This is a genomic window from Craterilacuibacter sinensis, from assembly GCF_009831765.1.
GTDB lineage: Bacteria > Pseudomonadota > Gammaproteobacteria > Burkholderiales > Chromobacteriaceae > Craterilacuibacter > Craterilacuibacter sinensis.
Genome location: NZ_WSSB01000003.1, coordinates 102,922 through 127,303 on the forward strand (window position 1 = coordinate 102,922; position 24,382 = coordinate 127,303).

Annotated in this window: 28 protein-coding genes, 3 tRNA genes and 1 pseudogene; 20 read left to right on the plus strand and 12 right to left on the minus strand. The window is 58.6% G+C overall.

Annotation, left to right across the window (positions count from 1 at the left end):
- Nucleotides 1-5: 5 nt before the first annotated feature.
- The 3 genes from GQF02_RS04340 to GQF02_RS04350 all read right to left on the minus strand — a co-directional run bounded on the left by GQF02_RS04340 (nucleotide 6) and on the right by GQF02_RS04350 (nucleotide 285).
- A tRNA-Ala gene (locus tag GQF02_RS04340) sits at nucleotides 6-81 on the minus strand.
- Between the two features lie 5 nt (nucleotides 82-86).
- A tRNA-Glu gene (locus GQF02_RS04345) sits at nucleotides 87-162 on the minus strand.
- Between the two features lie 47 nt (nucleotides 163-209).
- Nucleotides 210-285, minus strand: a tRNA-Ala gene (locus GQF02_RS04350).
- A gap of 229 nt (nucleotides 286-514) precedes the next feature.
- On the opposite strand from GQF02_RS04350, the gene hpnC reads away from it, so the two are divergent.
- The 6 genes from hpnC to radA all read left to right on the plus strand — a co-directional run bounded on the left by hpnC (nucleotide 515) and on the right by radA (nucleotide 6,261).
- On the plus strand, nucleotides 515-1,327 hold the full coding sequence (gene hpnC, locus GQF02_RS04355) for a squalene synthase HpnC (protein ID WP_160795116.1): 813 nt from the start codon (nucleotides 515-517) through the stop codon (nucleotides 1,325-1,327).
- Nucleotides 1,328-1,389: 62 nt separating this feature from the next.
- On the plus strand, nucleotides 1,390-2,235 hold the full coding sequence (hpnD, locus tag GQF02_RS04360) for a presqualene diphosphate synthase HpnD (RefSeq protein ID WP_160795118.1): 846 nt from the start codon (nucleotides 1,390-1,392) through the stop codon (nucleotides 2,233-2,235).
- Nucleotides 2,232-3,500 carry a hydroxysqualene dehydroxylase HpnE gene (gene hpnE, locus GQF02_RS04365; RefSeq protein ID WP_160795120.1) on the plus strand — a complete coding sequence of 423 codons (1,269 nt, stop codon included), beginning with the start codon at nucleotides 2,232-2,234 and terminating at the stop codon, nucleotides 3,498-3,500. Before hpnD ends, hpnE begins: the two co-directional genes overlap by 4 nt.
- Nucleotides 3,501-3,504: 4 nt before the next feature.
- Nucleotides 3,505-4,263 carry an SDR family oxidoreductase gene (locus GQF02_RS04370; RefSeq protein ID WP_160795122.1) on the plus strand — a complete coding sequence of 253 codons (759 nt, stop codon included), beginning with the start codon at nucleotides 3,505-3,507 and terminating at the stop codon, nucleotides 4,261-4,263.
- A gap of 11 nt (nucleotides 4,264-4,274) precedes the next feature.
- The gene (locus GQF02_RS04375) at nucleotides 4,275-4,796 is read left to right on the plus strand and encodes a hypothetical protein (protein ID WP_160795124.1); all 522 of its coding nucleotides are present in this window, start codon (nucleotides 4,275-4,277) and stop codon (nucleotides 4,794-4,796) included.
- A gap of 103 nt (nucleotides 4,797-4,899) precedes the next feature.
- Nucleotides 4,900-6,261 carry a DNA repair protein RadA gene (gene radA, locus GQF02_RS04380; RefSeq protein ID WP_160795126.1) on the plus strand — a complete coding sequence of 454 codons (1,362 nt, stop codon included), beginning with the start codon at nucleotides 4,900-4,902 and terminating at the stop codon, nucleotides 6,259-6,261.
- On the opposite strand, the gene GQF02_RS04385 is transcribed toward radA, so the two are convergent.
- Nucleotides 6,258-6,980, minus strand: a complete 723-nt coding sequence (locus GQF02_RS04385) for a hypothetical protein (RefSeq protein ID WP_160795127.1) — start codon at nucleotides 6,978-6,980, stop codon at nucleotides 6,258-6,260. The genes radA and GQF02_RS04385 overlap by 4 nt on opposite strands.
- Nucleotides 6,980-8,638 carry an ABC1 kinase family protein gene (locus GQF02_RS04390; protein ID WP_328698590.1) on the minus strand — a complete coding sequence of 553 codons (1,659 nt, stop codon included), beginning with the start codon at nucleotides 8,636-8,638 and terminating at the stop codon, nucleotides 6,980-6,982. Before GQF02_RS04390 ends, GQF02_RS04385 begins: the two co-directional genes overlap by 1 nt.
- A 132-nt stretch (nucleotides 8,639-8,770) precedes the next feature.
- Between GQF02_RS04390 and GQF02_RS04395 the strand changes: the two genes are divergently transcribed.
- From GQF02_RS04395 to GQF02_RS04430, 8 genes are all read left to right on the plus strand, one after another.
- A complete protein-coding gene (locus GQF02_RS04395) occupies nucleotides 8,771-9,529 on the plus strand; it encodes a C40 family peptidase (RefSeq protein ID WP_235930053.1) in 759 nt (252 codons plus the stop codon).
- Nucleotides 9,530-9,592: 63 nt separating this feature from the next.
- Nucleotides 9,593-9,805 (plus strand): hypothetical protein, encoded by a 213-nt coding sequence (locus GQF02_RS04400; protein ID WP_160795133.1) that lies wholly within the window; start codon nucleotides 9,593-9,595, stop codon nucleotides 9,803-9,805.
- An 18-nt stretch (nucleotides 9,806-9,823) separates the two neighbouring features.
- Complete coding sequence (locus GQF02_RS04405; RefSeq protein WP_160795135.1) at nucleotides 9,824-11,068, plus strand: lipoprotein-releasing ABC transporter permease subunit; 1,245 nt, start codon at nucleotides 9,824-9,826, stop codon at nucleotides 11,066-11,068.
- The gene (gene lolD, locus GQF02_RS04410) at nucleotides 11,061-11,735 is read left to right on the plus strand and encodes a lipoprotein-releasing ABC transporter ATP-binding protein LolD (RefSeq protein ID WP_124736425.1); all 675 of its coding nucleotides are present in this window, start codon (nucleotides 11,061-11,063) and stop codon (nucleotides 11,733-11,735) included. Before GQF02_RS04405 ends, lolD begins: the two co-directional genes overlap by 8 nt.
- A gap of 75 nt (nucleotides 11,736-11,810) precedes the next feature.
- Entirely contained in the window at nucleotides 11,811-13,085 is a 1,275-nt protein-coding gene (locus GQF02_RS04415) for a mechanosensitive ion channel family protein (protein ID WP_235930054.1), read from the plus strand.
- A 14-nt stretch (nucleotides 13,086-13,099) separates the two neighbouring features.
- Nucleotides 13,100-13,705: a response regulator transcription factor gene (locus GQF02_RS04420; RefSeq protein WP_160795137.1), complete on the plus strand. Its 606-nt coding sequence runs from the start codon at nucleotides 13,100-13,102 to the stop codon at nucleotides 13,703-13,705.
- Entirely contained in the window at nucleotides 13,706-14,158 is a 453-nt protein-coding gene (gene nudB, locus GQF02_RS04425) for a dihydroneopterin triphosphate diphosphatase (RefSeq protein ID WP_124736423.1), read from the plus strand.
- Between the two features lie 18 nt (nucleotides 14,159-14,176).
- Nucleotides 14,177-15,358 carry an ion channel gene (locus GQF02_RS04430; RefSeq protein WP_160795139.1) on the plus strand — a complete coding sequence of 394 codons (1,182 nt, stop codon included), beginning with the start codon at nucleotides 14,177-14,179 and terminating at the stop codon, nucleotides 15,356-15,358.
- A 10-nt stretch (nucleotides 15,359-15,368) separates the two neighbouring features.
- On the opposite strand, the gene GQF02_RS04435 is transcribed toward GQF02_RS04430, so the two are convergent.
- From GQF02_RS04435 to GQF02_RS04445, 3 genes are all read right to left on the minus strand, one after another.
- A complete protein-coding gene (locus GQF02_RS04435; protein WP_124736421.1) occupies nucleotides 15,369-15,620 on the minus strand; it encodes a hypothetical protein in 252 nt (83 codons plus the stop codon).
- A gap of 576 nt (nucleotides 15,621-16,196) precedes the next feature.
- Nucleotides 16,197-16,472, minus strand: coding sequence for a hypothetical protein (locus tag GQF02_RS04440; RefSeq protein ID WP_220789333.1), 276 nt, complete (start codon nucleotides 16,470-16,472; stop codon nucleotides 16,197-16,199).
- A 565-nt stretch (nucleotides 16,473-17,037) separates the two neighbouring features.
- Nucleotides 17,038-17,196: a DUF3309 family protein gene (locus GQF02_RS04445; RefSeq protein ID WP_160795143.1), complete on the minus strand. Its 159-nt coding sequence runs from the start codon at nucleotides 17,194-17,196 to the stop codon at nucleotides 17,038-17,040.
- Between the two features lie 486 nt (nucleotides 17,197-17,682).
- Here GQF02_RS04445 and GQF02_RS16060 point away from each other — a divergent pair, with 486 nt between their 5' ends.
- The 3 genes from GQF02_RS16060 to GQF02_RS04460 all read left to right on the plus strand — a co-directional run bounded on the left by GQF02_RS16060 (nucleotide 17,683) and on the right by GQF02_RS04460 (nucleotide 19,886).
- Nucleotides 17,683-18,027 carry a collagen-like protein gene (locus GQF02_RS16060; RefSeq protein ID WP_160795145.1) on the plus strand — a complete coding sequence of 115 codons (345 nt, stop codon included), beginning with the start codon at nucleotides 17,683-17,685 and terminating at the stop codon, nucleotides 18,025-18,027.
- Between the two features lie 545 nt (nucleotides 18,028-18,572).
- Nucleotides 18,573-18,716: a lmo0937 family membrane protein gene (locus tag GQF02_RS04455; protein ID WP_160795147.1), complete on the plus strand. Its 144-nt coding sequence runs from the start codon at nucleotides 18,573-18,575 to the stop codon at nucleotides 18,714-18,716.
- Nucleotides 18,717-18,833: 117 nt separating this feature from the next.
- Complete coding sequence (locus GQF02_RS04460) at nucleotides 18,834-19,886, plus strand: AI-2E family transporter (RefSeq protein WP_160795149.1); 1,053 nt, start codon at nucleotides 18,834-18,836, stop codon at nucleotides 19,884-19,886.
- Nucleotides 19,887-19,913: 27 nt separating this feature from the next.
- On the opposite strand, the gene GQF02_RS04465 is transcribed toward GQF02_RS04460, so the two are convergent.
- On the minus strand, nucleotides 19,914-20,627 hold the full coding sequence (locus GQF02_RS04465; protein WP_160795151.1) for a Crp/Fnr family transcriptional regulator: 714 nt from the start codon (nucleotides 20,625-20,627) through the stop codon (nucleotides 19,914-19,916).
- A 315-nt stretch (nucleotides 20,628-20,942) separates the two neighbouring features.
- Between GQF02_RS04465 and GQF02_RS04470 the strand changes: the two genes are divergently transcribed.
- Together GQF02_RS04470 and GQF02_RS04475 are read left to right on the plus strand one after the other, a co-directional pair.
- Entirely contained in the window at nucleotides 20,943-21,161 is a 219-nt protein-coding gene (locus GQF02_RS04470) for a CsbD family protein (RefSeq protein WP_124736414.1), read from the plus strand.
- A gap of 146 nt (nucleotides 21,162-21,307) precedes the next feature.
- Complete coding sequence (locus tag GQF02_RS04475; protein ID WP_124736413.1) at nucleotides 21,308-21,622, plus strand: BON domain-containing protein; 315 nt, start codon at nucleotides 21,308-21,310, stop codon at nucleotides 21,620-21,622.
- Nucleotides 21,623-21,779: 157 nt separating this feature from the next.
- On the opposite strand, the gene GQF02_RS04480 is transcribed toward GQF02_RS04475, so the two are convergent.
- The 3 genes and pseudogenes from GQF02_RS04480 to GQF02_RS15805 form a co-directional block, all read right to left on the minus strand.
- Nucleotides 21,780-22,043, minus strand: coding sequence for a DUF4160 domain-containing protein (locus tag GQF02_RS04480; protein WP_220789334.1), 264 nt, complete (start codon nucleotides 22,041-22,043; stop codon nucleotides 21,780-21,782).
- Nucleotides 22,040-22,729, minus strand: coding sequence for a VIT1/CCC1 transporter family protein (locus GQF02_RS04485; protein WP_160795153.1), 690 nt, complete (start codon nucleotides 22,727-22,729; stop codon nucleotides 22,040-22,042). The genes GQF02_RS04480 and GQF02_RS04485 overlap by 4 nt, the downstream gene beginning before the upstream one ends.
- 35 nt (nucleotides 22,730-22,764) lie before the next feature.
- Nucleotides 22,765-23,251: pseudogene (locus GQF02_RS15805) on the minus strand (IS3 family transposase); the annotation flags it as partial.
- 250 nt (nucleotides 23,252-23,501) lie between these two features.
- On the opposite strand from GQF02_RS15805, the gene GQF02_RS04495 reads away from it, so the two are divergent.
- On the plus strand, nucleotides 23,502-24,251 hold the full coding sequence (locus GQF02_RS04495) for an endonuclease/exonuclease/phosphatase family protein (RefSeq protein ID WP_160795155.1): 750 nt from the start codon (nucleotides 23,502-23,504) through the stop codon (nucleotides 24,249-24,251).
- Nucleotides 24,252-24,382: the final 131 nt, after the last annotated feature.

Sequence of the window (24,382 nt, forward strand, 5' to 3'; positions counted from 1 at the left end):
TTTTCTGGTGGAGGTAAGCGGGATCGAACCGCTGACCTCTTGCATGCCATGCAAGCGCTCTACCAACTGAGCTATACCCCCCAAAATGGCGTCCCCAGGGGGAGTCGAACCCCCGTTATCGCCGTGAAAGGGCGGTGTCCTAGGCCACTAGACGATGGGGACCTTAATGGTCGGTCGAAGCGATGTTGCGGCTTCAGGCCTGAATCTTCTGGTGGAGGTAAGCGGGATCGAACCGCTGACCTCTTGCATGCCATGCAAGCGCTCTACCAACTGAGCTATACCCCCACGATTTACTGCTGCGTTGCAGTGTGTGCTGCAACGAGAACGGAACTATACAGACGGCTTTTTTTACCGTCAAGGTGTTTTTTTATTGTTTTTGTGAAAAAAGCAGATTTTCCGATTTATCTTGAGGCGCAGTGCGGCGTCCGGCATGAATGGCGGCGATGCCGGGTCGCCGTTTGTTCTGCTCTGGCCTTATAATCGCCGTTTTACATCCTGTGACGGCGGTCTAGCCATGTCGGTCGGGCATTACGAAAATTTTCCGGTAGGTTCTGTATTGTTGCCACGACGCATGCGCCGTGGCGTGCATGCCATCTACCATTTTGCCCGTACTGCCGATGATATTGCCGATGAGGGCGATGCCGGTGCCGAGGCAAGGCTGGCGGGGCTTGCCGCGCTGTCATCTGCGCTGGACGAAATCGGTCGCGGCCAGTTGCCGCAAGACCCGATGATGCAGAATCTGGCGCAGGCGATTGCCGCGCATCAGCTGCCGCTGGCACCATTTTATGATTTGCTGTCGGCTTTTAGCCAGGATGTGACCAAAACGCGTTATCAGGATTTTGCCGAAATCGTCGATTATTGCCGCCGTTCGGCCAATCCGGTCGGCCGCCTGATGCTGGCCTTGTATGGCGAGCACGACAGTAAAAGCATCGCCATGTCTGATGGCATTTGCACAGCCTTGCAACTGATCAATTTCCTGCAGGATGTCGCCATCGACTGGGACAAGGGGCGGGTCTATCTGCCGCAAAGCGATATGGCCAAATTCCGTGTCAGCGAGGCGCAGATCGCTGCGGGCGATACTTCCGGCTTGTGGACGCCTTTGATGCTGAAGGAAATCGGGCGCGCACGTGCCATGCTCGCGGCTGGCGCGCCATTGGGGCGGCGGCTGAAGGGGCGGTTCGGTTTTGAAATCCGCATGACCATACTCGGCGGCGAGCGCATTTTGCAAAAGCTGCATGCCTCTGGCGGCGATGTATTCAAGGCGCGTCCGGTGCTGACGCGCAAGGATTGGCTGTATATGTTCTGGCGCGCGCTTAAGGCGTCCTGAGTTCCCAAATTTTAGGGTGGTGCGCCGGGGTTTAGGGCGCGACCCGCTACAAGGAGGCGCGTTTGACGCCAGACCAGTATTGCGCCGATAAGGCCAGAGCCAGCGGCTCCAGCTTTTACTCGGCCTTCCGCTTTTTGCCGGCCGAGCGCCGCCGTGCCATCACCGCGTTGTATGCCTTTTGCCGCGAGGTGGATGATGTGGTGGACGAAATCCACGACGAGGGGGTCGCGCGTGCCAAGCTTGGCTGGTGGCGCGAGGAAATCGCCCGCCTGTTTGATGGCGTGCCGCAACATCCGGTGACGCAGGCGCTGCTGCCGCATGTGGATGCTTTTGATCTGGCGCGCGGCCTGTTCGATGAAATCATCGACGGCATGCAGATGGATCTGGATGTGGCGCGTTACAACCGTTTTGCCGATCTCTTGCTGTACTGCCACCGCGTGGCAGGGGTGGTCGGCCAGCTGTCGGCACAGATCTTCGGCTATACCGACCGCGCCACGCTCAAGTACGCGCACGAGCTGGGCATTGCTTTTCAGCTGACCAATATCGCCCGCGATGTGGGCGAAGACGCGCGCCGTGGCCGCTTGTACCTGCCGGTGGAAGATCTGCAGCGCTTTAATGTACCGGCGGCCGATATTATGGCCTACCGCGAAAGCGCGGCGTTTACCGAGCTGATGGCCTTCCAGATTGCGCGGGCCGACGATTATTACCAGCGTGCCTGGGCTTTGCTGCCCAAGGCCGACCGCAAGGCGCAGCGCCCGGGGCTGATTATGGCGGCAATTTATCGCGCTACCTTGCACGAACTGTCGCTGGATGGGCCGGGTAAAGTGCTGAACCAGCGCCTGTCGCTGCCGCCGGGGCGCAAGCTATGGCTGGCCTGGCGTACCTGGGCCTTCGGCTACCGCGCATGAAACGCAAGCCACGGGTGGCGGTGATTGGTGCCGGCTGGGCCGGCCTGTCGGCTGCCGTCGCGCTGGCGGATCAGGCTGACCTAACTCTGATCGAAGCCGGGCGCGTACCCGGCGGACGGGCACGGCGCCTGCAAAGGCCGGCCAGTACGCTGGACAACGGCCAGCACATTCTGATCGGCGCCTATCGCGACACCTTTGCCCTGATGCGGCGCGTGGGCCTTGATCCGGAGGCCTTGCTTTTGCGCCAGCCGCTGACATGGTCCATGGCCGATGGCCTGTCGTTTGCCTGTCCGCGCCTGTTTGCACCGCTACACCTTTTGGCCGGCTTGCTGGGCGCTCAAGGTTTGCGCTGGCAGGAAAAATTATCTTTATTGCGCGCACTGTCTGGCTTGCGCCTGCGTAACTGGCGTGTGGCGCACGATGGCAGTGTCAGCGACTGGCTGGCGGCGCAGCGGCAAAGCGCCGCGCTGGTGCAGGGCTTCTGGCGGCCCATGGTGCTGTCGGCGCTCAATACCCCGCTGGAGCTCGCTTCCATGCAGACGCTGGCCCGGGTTTTGGGTGACAGCGTGGGCGGGGCACGCACCGACAGCGATCTGATGCTGCCGCGGGTGGACTTGTCGCAGCTTTTGCCCGAGCCCGCCTGGTGTTGGCTGCAAGCGCAAGGCGCAGACTGCCGCGCCGGGCAGCGGGTGCGATCGCTGGCGTTTGACGGCGACGGGGTGGATGTCGATGGCGAGCGCTTTGACCGGGTGATTGTGGCGCTGCCGCCGTGGCAGGCGGCGCACTTATTGTCCAGCGAAATGGCGGGTGTCGCACTTCAGGCTTTTCAAGCCCGGCCGATAACAACTGTGTACCTTGGCTTTGCCAGTTTGCCGGCCTTGCCGCGCTGCATGACCGGCCTTGCCCATGCGCGGGTGCACTGGTTTTTTGACCGTGAACAGTTGTGCGGCGAAAAAGGGCAGATTGCGGCGGTGATCAGCTGTGATGACGGCGCAGGCAGCGAAGACGCGCTGATTGCCGAGGTGCTGGCGGATCTGGCCGGTATTTGCGGGGCAGTGGCCGCGCCCCTGTCGGTGCAGGTGGTGCGCGAGAAACGCGCGACCTTCGCCTCCAGCGTGGCACTGGCGCGACCGGGGCCGCGCATGCAGGTAAACTATGGCTATCTTGCCGGGGACTGGGTGAACCAGGATTACCCGGCGACTTTGGAAGGCGCCGTCAGAAGCGGCGCGGCTGCGGCATCTGCCGTGATGCACGACTGGAATTGATCTCATGACTACACAAGACTTTGCAGCAGACTGCCTGAACGGGCGCGTTATTCTGGTAACCGGCGCGACCCAAGGCATAGGCGAGCAGGCAGCCTGGCATTACGCGCGCCACGGTGCCACCGTGGTGCTGTTGGCTCGCAATACCAAGCGTTTGGAAGCATTGTACGATGCCATCGTGGCCGAGGGTTTGCCCGAGCCGGTCGCTATCGTGCTGGATCTGCTCAAGGCCAGCGACGAAGAATTCAATAATCTGGCCTTCCAGTTGGGTCAGTCGCTGGGCCGGCTGGACGGCATCGTACACTGCGCATCGCATATGTATGCCCTGTCGCCTTTGGCCAACCAGACCATAGACGAATGGATGAACCAGTACCGCATCAATACGGTGGCGCCTTTCGCTCTGACCCGTGCCTGCCTGCCGCTATTGAAAGCCTCGCCCGACGCCTCGGTGCTGTTTGTCGGCGAAGAGCACGGCCAGCAGGCCAAGGCATTCTGGGGCGCGTTCGGGGCATCGCATGCCGGTCTGGGCTATCTGACGCAGGTGGCGGCCAGCGAATGGGATGCATTCCCCAATCTGCGCGTCAATCTGCTGACCCCGGGTTCGGTCAACTCGCCGCAGCGCCTGCGTACCCATCCGGGCGAGGCGCGTTGTGAGCGCGGCGAACTGGCCGATTTGATGCCGCATTTCCTTTACTGGCTAAGTGCGGTAAGTCGCGGTCGCAGCGGCGAAATCATCCATCTGGACCTGCGTACCCAAACTGCCTGAAGGAGCTGCGCATGAAAGCATTGTTCTGGCTGCCGCTATGCGTGCTGCTCTCCGGCTGTAACTGGATAGGCAATCTGACCGGTCTCACTCATGATGCCAATAAGGCCATCGGTGCCGCCTGTCGCCAGACCGGACGCTCGCTGGAAGAGTGCTTTTTGCGCAACGAGGACGCGGACAAGGCGCAAATTTACGCCGGCTGGCGTGAAATGAACGAGTACATGGTGAAAAACAAGCTGGACACCATGGCGCCGCCTCCTGTGGCCGCCAAGCCCGTGACCGGCTTGCCGGCCAAGGCGGCCCCGCTGCATGGCAAGGCGGCGCCAGCTGTTGTGCAGCTGGGGCCGACGCATCTCAGTAGCGAGGAAGCCGACAAGCAGGTGCAAAGCGATCCGCAGGTGCAGGCAGTGCTGTCTGCCATGCGCGAGCGCAAGGGCGCTCCTGTGAAGGAGGGCAGTGGCACGGAATCCGATCAGATGCGTTTATTGGATATCATCCGCCAGTCCCAGCCCGCTGCCAGTGCGGCGCCCGGCTAAGTCGTTCTTTGCTGACCTAGCCTGGCTTCATTCAAATAATGCCGTGCTTTGCACGCCCCCGGATGGTGTGCAGGCTGGCTATTGCTGTTCTTGCGGAATCATCATGGCCAAAGCCAAAACCATCTATAGCTGCACCGAGTGTGGTGGAACTTCGCCCAAATGGCAGGGCAAGTGCCCGCATTGCAATGCCTGGAATACCCTGGTCGAGGCGGTGGAAGCGCCTGCTGCCGCACCGCGCTTTGAGACCTGGACCAGCCAGACCAGCCGCGTACAGAGCCTGTCTTCGGTGCAGGCCGAAGAAGTGCCGCGCGAGAGTTGCGGCATGGAGGAACTCGACCGTGTGCTGGGCGGGGGCTTGGTGCAAGGTGGCGTGATTTTGCTGGGTGGCGACCCGGGCATAGGCAAGTCCACCTTGCTATTGCAGGCGCTGGCGACCATGGGGGCCAACCGCAAGGTCCTGTATGTGTCGGGCGAGGAGTCGCCGCAGCAAATTGCATTGCGCGCTTCGCGCCTGCAACTGGATGCCAGCCATGTACGCCTGCTGGCCGAGATCCGTCTGGAAGCCGTGATTGCCGCGCTCAAGGATGAGCAGCCTGCGGTGGCAGTGATCGACTCCATCCAGACGCTGTATTCGGATCAGGTCAGCTCGGCGCCAGGCTCGGTGTCGCAGGTGCGTGAATGTGCGGCGCAGCTGACCCGCATCGCCAAACAGTCCGGCATTACCATTGTACTGGTTGGCCATGTGACCAAGGAAGGTGCGATCGCCGGCCCGCGTGTGCTCGAGCATATTGTCGATACCGTGTTGTATTTCGAGGGCGACAGCCACTCCAACTACCGCATGATACGGGCGATCAAGAACCGTTTTGGTGCTGCCAACGAGTTGGGTGTGTTCGCCATGACCGAGCGCGGCATCAAGGGCGTGTCCAATCCGTCGGCCATTTTTCTGTCGTCTTATCGCGATGATGTGCCCGGTTCTTGCGTGCTGGTCAGTCAGGATGGCACACGCCCCTTGCTGGTCGAGGTGCAGGCACTGGTGGACAATGCCCACGGTTTCCAGCCCAAGCGGCTGGCGCTGGGGCTGGACCAGAACCGTCTGGCGCTATTGCTGGCCGTGATGCACCGCCATGCAGGCGTGAGCTGTGCCGATCAGGATGTATTTCTTAATGCGGTGGGCGGGGTCAAGATTATCGAGCCGGCGGCCGATCTGGCACTGGTGCTGGCCATGGTGTCGTCGCTGAGGAACAAGCCCTTGCCGGAAAAACTGGTGGTGTTCGGCGAGCTGGGGCTGGCAGGTGAAGTGAGGCCGGTGTCGCGCGGGCAGGAGCGGCTGAAAGAAGCAGCCAAGCTGGGCTTTACCCGCGCTCTGGTGCCTTCAGCCAATCGTCCGCGCCAGCCAATCGCGGGGCTGGAAATCATCGGCATCGAGCGCCTGTCCGAGGCGGTGGCGTTTATCGCCGAGCGTTAAGGCACGCGGGTGACGCGTAGCCGCACCGTGCTCAGGCTTTGCCTGTTGCCGCCTTGTGCACCGAACACGAATAGCTGTCCGCCGCGCCCGTCCTGATTGATGCTGCCCAGCGTGACCCAGCGACCCAAAGGCGTGCTCAAGGTGGTGATCAGCGATTGTTTGCGCACGCTCCCCCCTTTGCCTAATTCCTCATCGCTGACCGAAATATCCAGCAGCACCTGCTGCCCGTTCAGCCTTGGCGTGACCTGAAAGCCGCTGATGGCGCGCTGGCTGCCCTGTCCGTTAAACCACCACGGTAGCGGCCGCTCGACGCCCAGGCTGATGCTGCCGCTTTTGCCCGAGAGCAGGCTTAAGCTTTGCAGTGTACTGTTTTGGCGACTGCCGCTATTGACCGACCAGCCATTATTACTGGAAGTGCCGTTGCCCGGATTGATCTCGCTACGGCTGCCTTGCGCCGATTTGTCCTGTGCCACTTCAATGTCCAGCATGGCAGGCTGGGTGTCCAGCTCGCGTGCTGCCTGTGCCAGTATCTGTTCGCGTTGCACACTGGCATTGATGATCAGCTTGCCTTCAAAGGCCGATAGCGATTCGCCCGGCTGCAGCGTCGGGCGTAGTGCCGCTGCGACTTCACTTGCATTAGCCCAGTCAAGCGTCAGCACCTGCAAGGCATGGGCAGGCAGGGCGAGCAGCAGCAAGAATGCATGCAGTACGGCTTTCATCAGTATTCCTTACCGGCGCGCCAGATGGAAAAAATGAGCCACAGGCTGTTGAGCATCGCCACCATAAAGCCCAGAAAGCCGAATAGCGGCAGGCCGAACAGCATGGGGCCGGCATTGACCGTCATGACGATGCTGGAGCCTATGATCAGGCAGCCGGTGACGATGCCCATGGTCAGGCGGTTGGCGCTTTTGTCTATCTGGCGGCCGAAACTGTCGAGGCGGGCGAGGTCGAGGTTGATACGGAATTTGCCCTGACGTATATCGCGCGCCATGCGCACCATATCGTGCGGCAGACCGGACAGCATGGTAATGCCGTCCAGCAGGCTTTGTTTGCCTTTGCGGGCGATGGCCTTGGGATGGTAGCGCGCCTTGACCAGATCACGCACAAAGGGGGCGAGCTGGTCGACCAGATAAAACTCGGGGTCAAGCTGCCGTCCCAGCCCCTCCAGCGTGACCAGCGCCTTGAACAGCATAGCAAGGTCAGCCGGCAAGACTATGCCGTGATCGCGAATCAGCGCCATGATGTCGTTGATCAGCTGGCTGATATTAAGCTGTCCCAGCGGTACATGCTCGTACTGGAACATCAGCTCGGACACATCATAGGCAAAGCGTTGTTCATCCACCGGATTGCGGCCGGTCCATTCGATCAGTGCCTCGGCCATGGCGCGTTCGTCGCGCCGTGCCAGCGCCGACAGCAAGTCGACAATCTCGTCGCGCCTGACATGCGACAGGCGTCCGACCATGCCGAAATCGATAAAGGCGATGCGGTTGTCCGGCAGGTAGAACACATTGCCCGGGTGCGGGTCGGCGTGGAAAAAGCCGTTGATCAATATCATCTTCAGTACGGCGTCGGCGCCGCGCCGCGCCAGCAGGCCTGCGTCCAGCCCTGCTTCGGGCAAAAGGTCGAGCCGCCCGCCCGGAATGCCCTCGATATAGTCCTGCACATTGATTTCGCTATTGCTGAAATCCCAGTACACCTTGGGCACCACCACATGCGGGTCGTCCTTGAAGTCGCGGGCGAAACGGTCCATGCCGCGTCCTTCGGCCGCGAGATCCAGTTCGCGCTTAAGCGAGCGGGCGAACTGGGCGACAATTTCGCGCGCATGGTAGTGGCGCGTCTCGGGGAACTCCATCTCGATCAGGTAGGCGATATGGTCGAGGATGCGCAGATCGGCTTCGACCTTGGCGACAATAGCGGGGCGCCGCAGCTTGATGGCCACCGGTGTGCCATTTTTCAGGCGGGCGCGGTGCACCTGGGCGATGGAGGCTGCGCCTATGGGCTGGGCTTCGAACGCGTCGAAGACCTCGTCCAGCGGGCGGCCCAGTGCCTTGCTGATCAGCGGGGCTACTTGCAAGGCGGGGATGGGAGGGACGCGGTTTTGCAGTTTTTCGAATTCGGTAATCCACTCGGGTGGAAACACATCGACGCGGGTGGAAAGTATCTGTCCGAGCTTGATAAAGGTCGGTCCCAACTCTTCAAAAGCGAGGCGCAGGCGTACCGGTGTCGGAATGGCCGTCACGGTTTCCGTGGTTTCGTGTCGCAGCAATTTGGCCATCTGCGCCATGGCGCTGGGCAGACCCAGACGTTCGGCAAAGCGCCCCAGTCCATGGCGCACCAGAATTGCACTGATTTCGCGCAGGCGGGGGAGGTCGCGCATGGCAACCAGCGTTTCTCTTAACATGGCTATCCAGATGTTTAGGACTTCGACTTTACACTGCAGGTCACGTTCGATAGAGTGCAGTGTATGAAATTGCCTTTATTCTTGCCAGCTCTGTTTTTTGCATTTTTCATGACTTTTGCTTATGCGGCGCCGGAGGCGCAAGTCAAGGGATTCGCAACAACCGAAGAACAGTCCGACCCTATTGCCCGCTTTGCTAGCGCACCGGGCGAAGAGGCCGTGGGTGACTTATTGCTACAGGCGATGAGCCTGATTGGCGTGGCTTACCGCTTTGGCGGCAACTCGCCGGCATCGGGGCTGGATTGCAGCGGTTTCATCAAATATGTGTTTGAAAAGTCGCTCAAGGTTAATCTGCCGCGAACGGCCGCAGAAATGGCGCGCGCCGGCCGTGCGGTGGAGCGTAACGAACTGGCGGCGGGCGATCTGGTCTTTTTCAATACCCGCGGCTTTCGCAACTCCCACGCCGGTATTTATCTGGGCGGCAACAAGTTTATCCATGCGCCGCGTAGCGGCAAGAATATTGAAGTCGCCAATATGACCGGCAGCTATTGGGTTAGCCGGTATAATGGTGCCCGTCGCGTGCAGCGTGGTCAGCCGGTACAGCTGGAAGCCGCCGCCGTGGTCGAGCGTCCGGCACGTAGCCGCGAGGCTGCCGCACCCGTCGTTGTGCGTGCCGCGAGCAAAAGTAAGGCGGACAGCCGTAACAAGGTCGTAGCTGGCAAGAAAAGCACGGCGCAAAAAAGTAGCGTGAAAAGCCGGGCACCGACCCGTGCCAGTGCCAAAAGCAGCAAAGCGAGCAACACTAAAAAACAGGCGAGCGCTAAAAAAGCACCGGCCAAAAAGACAACGAGTCAAAAGAAAAGCAGCTAGGCGTTTCAAGATCAACCGTACGATGCCCGCTTAGGCGGGCATCTGCCTTTATGGGGGACACCCATGCAACTGGATATGCCGGTATGGCGCGATACCGAGGGAAATACCCTCGCTTGCGTCGAGAAAATCAAGGTCATGCGCGAAAATCTGGAAGAACTCGCGCAAATGGCACAGGACGCCTATGAGGATGCCATCCTGATGGGGTGTGATGAGGCGCAGATCAAGGCCTACCTGGTCAGCCTGATGCAAGCGCTGGACAATCCCTACACATCCTGACTTTAGAGGTGCACCCCGATGCAATGGCCTTTCGAAGCCCTGATCGGTTTACGTTATTTGCGCGCCCGGCGCCGTAACGGATTTATTTCCTTTATTTCGCTGGCCTCCATGATAGGCATTGCGCTGGGGGTGGCGGCGCTGATTATTGTGTTGTCGGTGATGAACGGTTTCCAGAAAGAAATCCGTACCCGCATTCTGGGCGTGGCCTCCCATGTGGAGGTGTCGGCCATGCAAGGCGGCATGGCTGACTGGCAGCAGGTGGCGCATGTCGCAGCGGCCGAACCTGGGGTGCAGGCGGTGGCACCGTTTGTGTCGGCGCAGGGTCTGCTGTCTTATGGCGGTGCGGTGCGTGGCGTGATGGTGCGCGGCATCGAACCCAAAGCCGAGGATAAGGTCGTCGATGTCGGCAAGCATATGGTCAAGGGGCAGTTGGCCGATCTTAAGCCGGGCGAATTCGGCGTATTGCTGGGTACCGAGCTTGCGCGCCAGCTGGGGGTCGGGGTCGGGGACAAGGTGACGCTGATTACGCCGCAGGGCAATGTCACGCCGGCGGGCATGATGCCGCGCCTGAAACAGTTCACAATCAAGGGCTTGTTCAAGGTCGATATGTACGAGTACGACTCGGGCTTCGCCATGATAGACATGAAGGATGCGCAGACGCTGTTCCGCATGGGCGACAATGTCTCGGGTGTGCGCCTGAAGCTGGCAGACCTGTTTCAGGCACCGCTGGTGAAGCGTGACCTGCAGCAGAAGCTGCCGGAAGCCTGGGTCTCGGACTGGAGCGACATGAATGCCAACTATTTCCGGGCCGTGCAGATAGAAAAGCGCATGATGTTCATCATCCTGACGCTGATTGTGGCGGTGGCGGCATTCAATCTGGTGTCGACGCTGGTGATGGTGGTAACCGACAAGCAAGCCGATATCGCCATCTTGCGTACGCTGGGGGCGAGTCCGGCCAGCATTATGAAGATTTTCATGATTCAGGGTGCGGTCGCCGGTGTGCTGGGCACCTTATCCGGCGTAGCAGCGGGGCTGGCGGTGGCCTGGAACCTTGATGTCATCATGCCGTTTATCGAACGTTTGCTGGGCGTCAAGCTGCTCTCCAGCGAGGTCTATCTGATCGACTATCTGCCGTCCGATGTGCAACTGGCCGATGTGGGCATCATCGCCGTGATTTCGCTGGTGTTGTCCTTGCTGGCCACCCTGTATCCAAGCTGGCGCGCCGCGCGCACCCAGCCTGCCGAGGCCCTGCGTTATGAGTAATGTGATTGAAGCGGTCAATCTGGCCAAGGTCTACGACGAGGGCGGGCTGAATGTGGAGGTTTTGTCCGGCATCAACCTCAATGTGGCGGTAGGCGAGCGTCTGGCTATTGTTGGCGCTTCAGGCTCCGGCAAAAGCACACTGCTGCATTTGTTGGGCGGACTGGATACGCCGACCCGGGGCGAGGTGAGTGTGGCTGGCGAGCGCTTGTCCGACTTGTCCGAGGCGGCACGCGGCCAATTGCGTAACCAGAAGCTGGGCTTTGTGTACCAGTTTCACCATCTGTTGCCTGAGTTTAGCGCGCTGGAAAACGTGATGATGCCGCTATTGATCCGGCGCGAGCCACGGGCGCAGGCGGTGGCGGCAGCCAGCGAAATGCTGGCCAAGGTGGGTTTGGGTAGCCGGCTGGGGCACAAGCCGGGCGAGCTCTCCGGTGGCGAGCGCCAGCGTGCAGCCATTGCCCGTGCGCTGGTCACACGCCCGGCCTGTGTGTTGGCCGACGAGCCGACAGGTAACCTGGATCGCGCCAATGCACGCATAGTGTTCGATTTGATGTTGTCGCTGAATGCCGATCTGGGGACCAGCCTGGTGATCGTGACCCACGACACCGAGCTTGCCGCGCATACCGGCCGCGTGCTGCACCTGGACGGGCAGGGGCTGTCGGGTTAAAGGGATTTTTGTAGTGTGCTGCCGGCTGGCCGGTAGTGTGTTTTTTGTTGGTGTTTTTACTCGGAGTATGTTCTGTTGTTGCAACGTGATGAATTGATCTTTGACTCGCTGTCTGCCATTTTGCAGACGATGCCCGGTATGATTCAACTGGCGCTTGGTCTGGCTTGTGGCGTGCTGGGGTGGTTGTTGTCAGGCTATGTGTACCGCCATTTCTACCGTACCCACCCCGAGCGTTCCGAGCGTTTCCTGCCTTATATCGGCCTGCGTCTGGCGATGCCGCTAAGCACCATGCTGCTGCTGGTGATCAGCATCTTTACCTGGAAGCTATTGGGCACGACCCCGGCTAAGGTGCTGGTGACCATGGCGACGCTGATGTTCTGGCTGTCGGTGATACGTGTCATCAGTGCGGTCTTGCGTCAAGCGCTGCCGCGTGGTCGTTTTGAAAGCGGTAGCGAGCATTTCATGGCCATGGTGCTGTGGCTGCTGTATGCAGCCTGGGCGACCGGTATTGATGCCTTCGTGATCGAGTGGATGCAGTCGATTGCCTTTACCGTGGGCAAGACCCGGCTTGATCTGTTGATGATTATCAACGCCATTCTGTGGGTGTCCATCATCGTGATCGGCGCCTTGTGGGTCAGCCGAGCGATCGAGTCGCGCCTGATGCGGCTCAAAGACCTGGATCTGTCGCTGCGCATCGTGTTTTCCAAGATTGCCCGTACCGGGCTGCTGGTCGCGGCGGTATTGATCGCCTTGCCTGTGGTCGGTATTGACCTGACAGTCTTGTCGGTATTCGGTGGTGCGCTCGGTGTCGGTCTTGGTTTTGGCTTGCAGAAGATCGCCTCCAACTATGTTTCGGGCTTCATTATTTTGCTGGATCGCTCCATCCGCATTGGCGACCGTCTGGAGGTCGAAGGGCGTCTGGGGGTCGTGACCAAGATCACGTCGCGCTTTATCGTACTCAAGAGTGCAGACGGTTCGGAAGCACTGGTGCCGAACGAGGTGCTGATCAGCAGTACCGTGATCAATACCTCGTATTCGGATAAGGCGATCTGGACCAGCCTGCCTATTGGTGTGGCTTATGGTACGGATCTGGATCTGGCGCTGCGCTTGCTCAAAGAGGCTGCCGATCATCCGCGTGTGCTCAAGGAGCCGGGCCCGTCGGCGTTTGTGCTCGAGTTTGCCGATTCCAGCATCAATCTGTCGCTGGGCGTGTGGGTGTCCGATCCGGAGAACGGCTTCCTGGGGCTCAAGTCCGAGATCAATCTGGCAATCTGGCGCAAATTCCAGGAAAACGGGATTCAGATTCCGTTCCCGCAACGCGAGATCCGTATTCTCAAAGACGAAGCCTGAAACGCGAGGATGGTATGAGTGCAAAAGAGCTGGCCATTGTTGATGATGACAAGGCAGTGCGCGACGCGCTGCTCTGGCTGCTGGACGGTCAGCCTTTTGCCGTCAGTCCTTTTGAGAGTGCCGAGGCCTTGCTGCAAAGCGGGGATCCGGCACGCTTTCACTGCCTGATTGTCGATTTGCGTCTGGGCGGCATGAGCGGTCTGGTTTTGCTGGAGCGTCTGGCGCTGGCACCTTATTGCCCGCCGGTCATTATGCTGACGGCGCATGGCGATGTGCCGCATGCGGTTGCCGCACTCAAGCTGGGCGCAGTCGACTTTCTGGAAAAGCCGTTTAACGACGAGCATCTGATGGCCTTGTTGCAGCAGTGTCTGGTGCGGGATGAGACGCAGCGTAAACACTATTACGGCAAGCTGCATATCGAAGCGACACTGGCCTCATTGACCGAGCGCGAACGCGAAGTGATGAAGCTGGTGCTGATGGGTAAGCTGAACAAACAGATCGCCGATGATCTGGCGATCAGCATGAAGACGGTCGAAGTCCACCGTGCACGCGTATTTGACAAAATGGGCGTGAAATCCGCGGTCGAGCTAGCCAGCCGTCTGGCAGAAAGGCAGGTGTGAATGGCTGGCAATAAGCAGCCCGTCTCGGTGCTGGTGTTGTTGTATACCGCCCAAGGCCGGGTGTTGTTGATCGAGCGCGCCGACAAGCCCGGCTTCTGGCAGTCGGTGACCGGCAGCAAGGAAGGGCAGGAAGCACTGCTTGCTACCGCCTGGCGCGAACTGGGAGAGGAAACCGGTTTTGCCGCCGCCCAAGGTGTCCTGCATGACTGGGCGCAAAGCTCGGTCTATGAAATCTACCCGCACTGGCGCCACCGTTACCCCGAGGGGGTGACGCACAATACCGAACATGTCTTTGCCTTCGAGTTGTCCGAAGAATCGACGCCCCGGCTCAATGCCCGCGAACATACCGCGTATGTCTGGCTAGACTGGCAAGAGGCGGCACAGCGCGTATTTTCCCCTTCCAATGCGGTAGCTATCCGGGAATTGGGCCGTCGGCTGTCGCCTTTGTCCTGATTCTCATTGGAAGTCATCATGGCCGTTACCCGTTTGCATCAATGGCGCAAGCTGCTGCCACAGGTGCCGCTGGCGTTGTTGTTGCTCATTGAAGCACTGCTGCTGGGTTATCCCTTGGTGACGGAGTTGCCCAGAACCCTGCCCGGCAATTTCTGGCATGCCGAGTCGGCCATACTGGCCGAGTTCAACTGGTTCATGCTGCCGCGCCTGTTGCTGGTCAGCGGTTTTGTACTGATGGCGATAGGCTTGTTATTGCGTGCCCGGGCTGCATGGCTCTTCGCCTTGATGCTGGTGCTGCTGGTAACACCGCTGTTGTGGCACTCCGGGCTGGTGCAGCATGGTGCACTTGCTTTGTCGTGGGCCTTAGTGTTGTTGCTTTTGTTGTTTCGCGACGGTTTTCAGGGGTCTAGTGTCGTTGCCGGTGCCTTGGTGACCTTGCTGATTGTCAGTGCTTTGCTGTGCTATGCCATGGTGGGCTCATTATCGTTGGGGGCGGATTTTATCCCGCCCATTCTGAACCCGATGACTGCGCTGTATTTCAGTCTGGTGACCATGACGACGGTCGGTTATGGCGATATTGTCCCGCACACCGATGCCGCACGGCTGTTTACACTTTCCATCATCATTCTGGGTATTACCGTATTTGCGGCGGCTTTGAGTACATTGGTAGGCCCCATGTTGAACTCAAGCATGCAACGCATTATTAAGGGGAAGGGACGTAAAATGAAACGCTCCGGTCATTTTCTGATCGTCGGTGCATCACCGTTGGCACATAATCTGTACGAGAGTTTGAGCCAGCGCGGGCTTAAAGTGACGGTGCTGTTGTCTCCCGAGAGTGCGCAGCAGCATAGCCTGCCTGATGATGCGGATATCGTGATCGGAGAGACTTCCGATACCGGCGTTCTTAAAGAAGCGGGCGCGGAGTTGGCGCGCTCGGTGCTGGCTCTGGGGGGGGATGATGCCGATAATGCATTTGTAGTGCTGGCGATGAAGGATCTGGCCAGCGATGTGCGTACGGTTGTGCTACTCAACGACAACCGTCATCTGGAAAAAATCAAGCGTTGCCAGCCGGATGTGCTGATTGCTCCCCAGTTGCTGGGGAGCGAGATTCTGGCGCGTCTGCTTAATGGTGAAACCATGGACAAGGACACCATTACCGACTTGTTGCTGCAGGGCAATCCGGCCAAGTTAAGCGCTTGAACTTGCGTGTCTAGCCTGTGATCGTGGCCAGACGAGCCTTGTCGTAACACTCGCCCCCCATATTCAGCTCTTCACCATCATGCCAGCGGCTGGAGTCGCCCTCGCTGATAAACCAGTGCCGGCCGCGCTCATCTAGGTGGACAAAGACGCCACCTTGCAAAGTCTGCTCTTCCAGATCTTCGATGCTGTACGGCGTATCGCCACCATAGGGCTTAAACGTATCCTGGCTATGATCCCATACCCATTGGCGTGCAGTACCCATGCTGTCTCTCCTGCTAAGTCGAGTGTCGTTGATGGTGCTTTAAACAAATATCCTATCGGGCGTAGGGCTAAGATGCAAACTGTCTTGGTGATGGCTAGGATCTTTGTTATCCCTGCTCAAGTCCTGGGATCATAATAAGTACAAGCGTGCATGGTGCCGTTTATCTGGTGGTAGGGGTGGATGACTTGGTAACGTTGGGTACGTCGACTCCGGCTATCAGCGTACCTCAGCGCCCGCACCTTGCCCTGAAGGGTGCCCATACTAGTGGCTGCTACTGGGTCATAAGAGCGAAGCGACACCATCCCCGGCGGCAGTCACTAGTGTGGGTGCTGGGTTCGGGGCAGTTCCCCAAGTGTGTGATTGACTGAATGAAAAACGCCGGCGTTACCGCCAGCGCTTTGAAGTTACGATGCATTGCGATGTATTTATACATCGCAATGCTCTGGTGCAGTGACGCCTTTAATGGCAGCACTTCTGAGCTACTCACTCGCGAACGATGTACCTTTAAGGCATAAGTCCACTCTGCGGGCTTTCAAAGGCTGGATCAGTTTGAAATCAAACTATGAAAAGCTGGCATCAATTCGAGGAGTGTTCACTGGCAGCCTTGCTCTGCTTGTGAGCTGACTCGCTATTTTGCAAAGCCTTGGCAGCAGCAGCTTTGGCTTCATCAGCTTTGTTTTTGTCATGACTATCAGCAGCCTTCATATGATAGTCAGCCGTGGCTTTATGTTCTTCCGCGGCGGCTTTATGGGCATCACTGGGTTTTTTTGTTTCTACTGACATGATAATTCCTTTTGCGTAGTGAAAGGTTTTATGCCAAAGACTCATCAAAATACGATCCGCATTCAGCATTTGAACAGTATCTCTGTACAAAACATTGCGTTCTGTGCGCTGCCTAACATAGCAGTACTTATTTTAAAATATTCAACAAATACAATAAGTTGGCGCTTAATCCTTGATGAACTGGCTATCGGGTTATGTACAGCATGCCATCGGCCGTACGCCATGTGATGGCACCGTCTGTGCCGTTACCAATCGCGACCGTTCCCGGGTTGTCTCAAGCTGTTGGCCTGGGACGGCAGTGGTGAGTGTCTGGCACAGGGACGTTAATGTGATGGCCAGTCTGAATTCAACAGCCCAGCAGGCTACGCTTGCTGGGCTGTTTCCTATTCGGCAAGGCGGGTCATCATGGCTGCCGTCATCGCACTCTTTGGCCCGGACATTGGCAAGCACGCCTTTCATGTAGTCGGGTACGACCGTCATAGACATCCAGTGTTCACACACCAATTCAGTCGCAATAACCTGATCGAGTTTTTTGCCTGCAGCCTACGATCCGCCAGGCGGGGACTTTGTCTGCTGTCTGAAGCGACCCGCAACAAAGTGCGGGTCGCTTTTGTTGGGCTGGGGCGGTGCTGGCTTATAAACGCCCCAGCACCCACAGAATCAGCAGCACCAGCAACACGAGTCCAAGCCCGCCGCTGGGGGCGTAACCCCAGTTGCGGCTATGCGGCCAAGTGGGAATGGCGCCGATCAGCAGTATCAACACCACGATCAGCAGTATGGTTCCTAAGGTCATTTTGTCTCTCCTAACAATAAGTCGTAGCTTTGCCGCGCACGGGAGAATTCCTGAAACGCGTCACTGCCGCTTCCCTCGGCGCGCTGGCACCAGTCTTCAGCGGTGCGATCAGTTGCTCCGTCTAGGTTCAGGAATGGCACCACAGGACTGAAAGATCCTCTCGCATCAGTTCAATGGTGTTCAGCTTGTGGTTGTGGCGCAGCGCCTTTTCCCCTGCAGCGCGCTGAGGCAGGGCATGGCGACCGCGTCTGTAGCCAAGCTTTGGCATGCCATGTGATGCTACGACGCCGGGTGCCGGCGTCTGTGCGTCAGCGCACCCAATACCGTCAGTGCCGGTTGCTGGCACCCTCCGCGTCGGTTCATGCCGCGCTCCGTGTATGTATGCCAGCGAACAGAAGCCGCCGCCGCGACAGCGTAGCTTGGGCTGACAATGCCGGTGGTTGGTTTACATCCGTGCTTGTCCTTAAACCAAGCGAAGGAATGATCATGAGAAATGTGATGAAGATGTCAGGGGCGCTGATGGTGCTGGCCCTGACCGCGTGTGAGCGGCAGCCGGAAGTGGTCGTGACCCAGCCGGCGTCGCCTACCGTGATGGTGCCGGGGCCGGCTGGTCCGGCCGGCGCTTCGGGGCCCGCAGGTGCCACGGGCTATCGTGGTGACACCGGCGATACTGGCAACACCGGAGCGCCAGGCGATACGGGTGCAACAGGAGACACAGGGGCGACAGGGGACACGGGAGCAACAGGAGACACCGGAGCGAAAGGAGACACTGGCAAGCGCGGCAAAATGGGCGGTGATGAGGGGGTGGTACCGCCCGCTGCCAAGCCTTGAGTGGCGACCGGTCCGTGGCTGGCCGGTAATGCCGCGCCTGACATTTGTCCGCCTATGTCTGGCAGCGTACCGACAGGGCCGCAGTCACTGATTATCCTTAACACTGTAACCGGATTTTTCATGGGCACCGCACAGTCGTGCTCTGTCCATGCATGGGTGCACTAGTCGTGCACGGCCGGCTGCATGATCGGCGGCCCGATTGGCAATACCTGCATACGGGTGCCATGTGGAAATAACAATAATGGGCTGGAACAGGGCGGAAGGATACTGGAAGGAATTACGGGGCAAGGTAAAGGCCGAGTGGAGCAATCTGCCTGACGATTGCCTTGACATGATTGCCTGCAGGCGAGTGGCGTTGTCGGGCAGCCTTCAGGAGGCTTACGGCATTAGCCAGAACGAGGCCGAGCTGCTGATCAAGCGTTTTGAAAGGCAGCAACATTGCAGGTTTCTGAAGTAGTAGCGTCATGCGCCGAGTACTGTACCGGGGCGGCAACCGCGTTGCAGGTTCCGGCTGGCAGGACGGTGTCTGAAAAGGAGTACGAAGCATGCTTGCCACCATTGCAGTGATCCTGCTGATTCTGTGGCTGCTGGGTCTGGTGTCGTCATACACTCTCGGCGGTTTCATTCACATTTTGCTGGTCATCGCCGTCGTGATATTCCTGGTACGGCTGGCCACCAGTCGATCTTGAGTCTGGCTGCAGCGTGCGTACGGTTTGGCTGTCAAAGACAGTCCACAGCCGCACGCGCACCGGCCGACTTGCCAATTGTTGCTCGCGGTGTGCCACCGGATTCACAGGGGAGCAAGTGTGGATCTCTATCTCAAGGGCTTTGTCATCACCGTTACCGCCTTGTGCGGTCTCGCGCTGTACTGGATGCTGGCACCGTTATGGGATGCGTTGGCGTGGAGCATCTGCCTGGCCTTTCTGCTGGCACCCGTGCAGCGCTGGCTGACGCACACGCTGCGCGGGCGCGCCGCCTTGTCTGCCGGCATCATCACCATGCTGGTACCTGTGGTGCTGGCTGGGCCGCTGGTCAGCCTCGGCGTGGCCTTTGTCAACCAGTTTGCCGAGCTGATCACCCGCCTGCAAAAACAGCCGTTGCGCTTCGATCTCGATCTGCTGATGCAGCTGGAGCGCTATCCTTTGCTCGGCAGCCTGTCGGCATGGCTGCGGCACAATTTCACCACCAGCCATGATCAGCTGCAGGGTTGGCTAGCCAGTGGCGCCCGGCTGCTGCTGCAGTCGCTGGCAAATACCGGCGGTCAGGTTGTGCTCGGCACCCTGGACACGATGATCAACTTCTTCATGATGCTGTTTTTGTTGTTTTTCCTGCTGCGTGACGGCCGCGTGCTGCTCAATCGCGTGGTACGGCTGGTGCCGATGGCGCCACAACGGCGCGACCGCTTGCTGCAACTGATCGGCAACACCACCCGTGCGGTGGTTTACGGCACCGGCCTAACCGCGCTAGCGCAGGGTGTACTGATCGGCATTGGCTTCGCCATCTGCGGCCTGCCATCACCAGTGGTGTTCGGCGTACTGGCGGCGGCACTGGCTCTGCTGCCGATGGGGGGCGCGGCGCTGGTATGGGCGCCAGCGGTGCTGGCGCTGCTGCTGATGTCGCAGTGGGGCTGGGCGTTATTCATGCTGCTGTGGGGGCTGGGGGTGTCGGTATCGGACAATCTGTTGCGGCCGTTGCTGATTTCCAGGCAGGAGCCAGTGTCGGTTCTGGCCGTGTTCATCGGCGTAATCGGTGGCCTGTCCGCCTTTGGCATGATCGGCATCATCGTCGGCCCGGTGCTGCTGACGGTAATGGCAGCGCTGCTGCGCTTTGTTGACGAGTCGTTGTCCAGTCCGCCGTAAAGACGGCGCGCGGGGTGAGCTGCATGGCTAGGTGGTGTAGGGCAGCAGGCGGTCAGTTTCCCTCTTGACCACGGCGTAGCACTCGCAGCACAGCTGCTCCAGCTGCGGCCGGTCTAGTACGGTGATGTGGCCACGGCAGTATTCGATAACACCCAGCTTTTGCAGCTTGCCGGCGGCGTCGGTGACGCCTTCGCGGCGCACGCCAAGCATATTGGCGATCAGCTCCTGGGTCATGGTCAACTTGTTGCTGGGCAGTCGGTCCAGCGATAGCAGCAGCCAGCGGCACAGCTGCTGGTCAATGGAGTGATGGCGGTTGCACACTGCGGTCTGCGCCATCTGCGTAATCAGCGCCTGGGTGTAGTGCAACATCAGCTTCAGCAGTCCCGTGTGTTGGTTGACCTCGTTCTTGAAGTAGCTGTTAGCTAGGCGGTAGGCGTAGCCGGCACTTTGCACGATGGCACGGCTGGGGGTGCTTTCGCCCCCCATGAACACCGCAATGCCCACCATGCCTTCGTTGCCGACCACCGAGATTTCCGCCGAAGAGCCGCTTTCCATTATGTACAGCAGCGACACGATGGCATCGGTGGGGAAGAATACATGGCGCAAAGCATCGCCGGATTCGTACAGCACTTTGCCCAGCGGCAGCTCGATCAGTTCGAGATGGGGTAACAACCTGTTGAATACCTCTGCCGGCAAGGCCCCAAGTAGCTTATTTTGCTGTGGCGTAATAGTCGAGGTCATAGTCTGCTTCTGGTGGTAATAATCATGCAGGGCAGTATAGATAGGCCGCTGCCGATTGATGTGTCAGTACAGGGAGCTACGTTTGGCGGGCAGTCTGCCTGTTACGGGATGCCAGCGCAGTGCTGTTGCCGCATCTCCCGCTATTTGATGGCGGCAATGTGGTGCAGCGTACCGACAGTGCCACTTCGTGACAGCAGTATGGCGACACTGCCCGGTACGAATGCGGCCAGCCATGTTGTAGCTGCCGATATCAGGGGTAGGGGATGCCAACTTGACCATCTTGTCAGCCGCATCCGGCGTCAAAAGGAGCAAGTCATGAACTGGGATATCATCGAGGGTAACTGGAAACAGTACAAAGGCAAGGTGCGCGAACAATGGGGAGATTTAACTGACGATCATCTGGATATGATTGCCGGAAAACGCACCATTCTGGCCGGCAAACTGCAGGAGGCTTACGGTATTTCCAAGGATAATGCCGAAGAACAGATCCGCCGTTTCGAGGAACGCAACGAAGACGTCGATTTGACGCCTTGAAACGGATGGCGACCTGCGGCAGCGGTGCCGCACCGCCGTGTTAAGTCTTGGCCCGCCACACGCTGTTGAGGTGTGAATGGCGGATGTGGTGGCCGGCTGGTTCGCAATGCGCCGTCGGCACACCCAACCATTGTGGAGCACCCATCATGAAAGTATTAAACAAGTACCTGTCTGCATTTCTCGTGGTCGCCTCATTGATACCGATAGGAGCCTGTTCCGCGACACGTGAGCATCAAAGCACCGGCCAGTATATGGACGACAGCGTGATTACCGGCCATGTCAAAACCGCGATTTTTAATGACCCGGCGCTGAAAGTGACCGAAATCACCGTCCAAACCTATATGGGGCGTGTGCAGCTGAGCGGTTTTGTGCACTCGAAAGCCGATGCCGCCCGGGCCGTGCAGTTGACTCGTGGCGTCAATGGCGTGAAGTCCGTAGAAGATGACTTGCAGATCAAGTAAGTACAGTTCGCGGCCACCACAAGATGGCGAGCCCCCTGTTGCCAGCCTGGCCAGGGGGCTTTCATTCGCCTGAAACCACATTTTTTCCGGCAGCTATGCTGCTACTGGCGAAGCGACTTTTTTGCGGTCGCGGCTGCGCTTTTTCTGAGCCTTCGAATTACTCCTGCGGTTGAATCGGTTTCGGGTGCTGCATCTGACGGCATAGTTCCCAGTCTTCCAGCCGCTTGGCAAGGTGCGCTTGTGCCCACTCCAATACCAAGGTGAGCGCACGATGCGGCAGCTTGCCTTGCTGCACCTCAAGCGTTTGAATATCAATTGCGGCCTTGACTCGCCGTACTTCACAAGGCCGTTGAAATGCCATTTGGGGGAGGGGTAGCTTTGACGCTAAGCGGTCTGTGGATGCAGGTTCAATAACCGTCAAGCGGCCACACCAAAGAGAGCGCCAACTCCAGCGGTAAGTCCCATTGCCAGTGCTCCCCAGAATGTCACGCGGATGGCAGACACTAACAAAGGAGACCCCCCCGCGCGTGCTGCAATCAGTCCGAGAAGTGTAAGAAAGAAGAGCGAGCTTGCCGCAAGACCCCACATGAGCGCAGAGGCAGGTAGCAAGAGAACCATTAGCAGGGGTAGAAATGCACCAGCGGCAAACGTGCTAGCGGAGGCCAGCGCGGCCTGAACGGGTTTGGCGGCCAGGGTATCCGATATGCCTAGCTCGTCTCGCGCATGCGCGGCTAGCGCATCATGTGCCATCAATTTTGTTGCGACGCTCGACGCTAATGTCTCATCAAGTCCGCGTTTGACGTAGATAGCCATGAGCTCTGCGTGCTCCTGAGAGGGATTTTCCAGCAGTTCAGCTTTTTCTCGAGTCAGGTCTGCGTTTTCGGTATCGGCTTGTGAACTGACAGAAACATACTCGCCTGCAGCCATAGACATGGCCCCAGCAACGAGGCTTGCAACGCCTGTAATGAGAATAGTCCTAGTGCTGGCACCTGTCGCCGCTACGCCCAAGACAAGACTGGCAGTAGAGACAATCCCGTCATTGGCGCCGAGAACGCCAGCGCGTAGCCAGCCTGTTCGGTGCGTTCTATGTCGTTCGCTGTGTCTCATAGGTAGCCCATGGTTGTTTGTGAAGCCTGACGTGAAGTGATGTATTCCGGGTCGCAGTCACTGCGGATGACTGTGGCTTGCCGTGCCCCCGATGATCTGATCCGGCGCCCGCAGCACCCGCTCTGACGGCAACGACAGGTCAATGTCGATCGCCAGCACCTCCCGCTTGAAATCATCGATGACATTGAACAAGCGGTAACTGTGGCCGTCGGATAGTTGGTCATGCATGAAATCCATGGGCCCGCACTGGTTGATGGTTTCCGGCTCCGCCAAGGGTACCGGCTTCTCCCGAACGAGCCGCTTTCTCGGCTTGATCCGCAGCTTAAGTTCCAGTTCGCGGTAAATGTGGTACACCTGTTCGTGGTTCCAACGGTAGCCCTTCACGTTGCACAAGTACAGGAAGCACAGCCCGACTCCCCAGTTGCACTGGAGATGGGGTTGCCGGACTAGGTGGTCGGCGATTTCGGCATTCGCTGCGGACTGCTGGGCCTGATAGCGGTAGTAGGTCTGGCTGATGCCAAACGCCAAACGCCAAACGCCAAACGCCAAACGCCAAACACCAAACACCAAACACCAAACACCAAACAGGCCAGCTGGTCAAAGTCATGCGGTTGCCAGAATCCAGGCAAGCATTTCATGGCATGAAGGGTGATAATGTAAGCGATTCTGCCGTTCTAAATCGTATGCTAAGTCATTGATTTTTAATTGCTGGGTTGCGGGATTTCTGGCTGTGTTTTTGTGGTTAAACTTAACATAAGTCTTTGATATAAAAGTGAAACCTTTATCTGTTGCAACCTACAACATCCACAAAGGCATGTCGCCGCTTAACCGCAAAGTGACGGTACCGGCGATGGCGCGGGCGCTGGATACGCTATCGTCCGATGTGGTTTTTTTACAGGAAGTGCAGGGGCGCAATACCTTGCGTGCCCTGCGCCACCCTAACTGGCCCAGCTTGCCGCAACATCATTACCTGGCGCGCCATCTGGGCAGCAAGGTCACTTACGGCTTGAATGCAGCCTATGATCATGGCCATCACGGCAATGCCCTGTTGTCGCGCTTTCCGGTGACCGAGTGGTGCAATCTTGATATCAGCGTCAATCGACTGGAAAGCCGCGGCATCCTGCATTGCATGTTGCAACCGCAGGGCTGGGCGCAGCCGGTGGTGACTTTGTGTGCCCACCTTAATTTGCTGGCGCGCGACCGGCGCAAGCAATTCGAGGCGCTATCGCGTTATATCGACAGCAATGTACCGCCTGACGCCATGCTGATTCTGGCTGGCGACTTCAATGACTGGCGTGACGAGGCCAGCGCCATCCTGCGCGAGCGTGCCGGCTTGAATGAGGTGTTTCGTTTGCTTAACGGCGAGTGCGCCAGAAGCTTTCCGGCGCGCATGCCCATGCTGGCGCTGGACCGCATCTATGTGCGCGGCCTTCGGCCGGTCTCGGTCGAAGTTCATCGCGGCTTGCCCTGGGCCAAGTTGTCCGACCACTTGCCGCTTAGCGCACAATTGCTGCCGCTATAAAACAGCACCTACGGAAGATAATATTTTGTATCCATCTCTTGACGGTTGCGGGCAATAGCTGGTAGATTTTGTTCCAGATACATCGCCGATTTGATACAGCTTGCGGGCGTAAAACAGCTAAAGCGTGGACG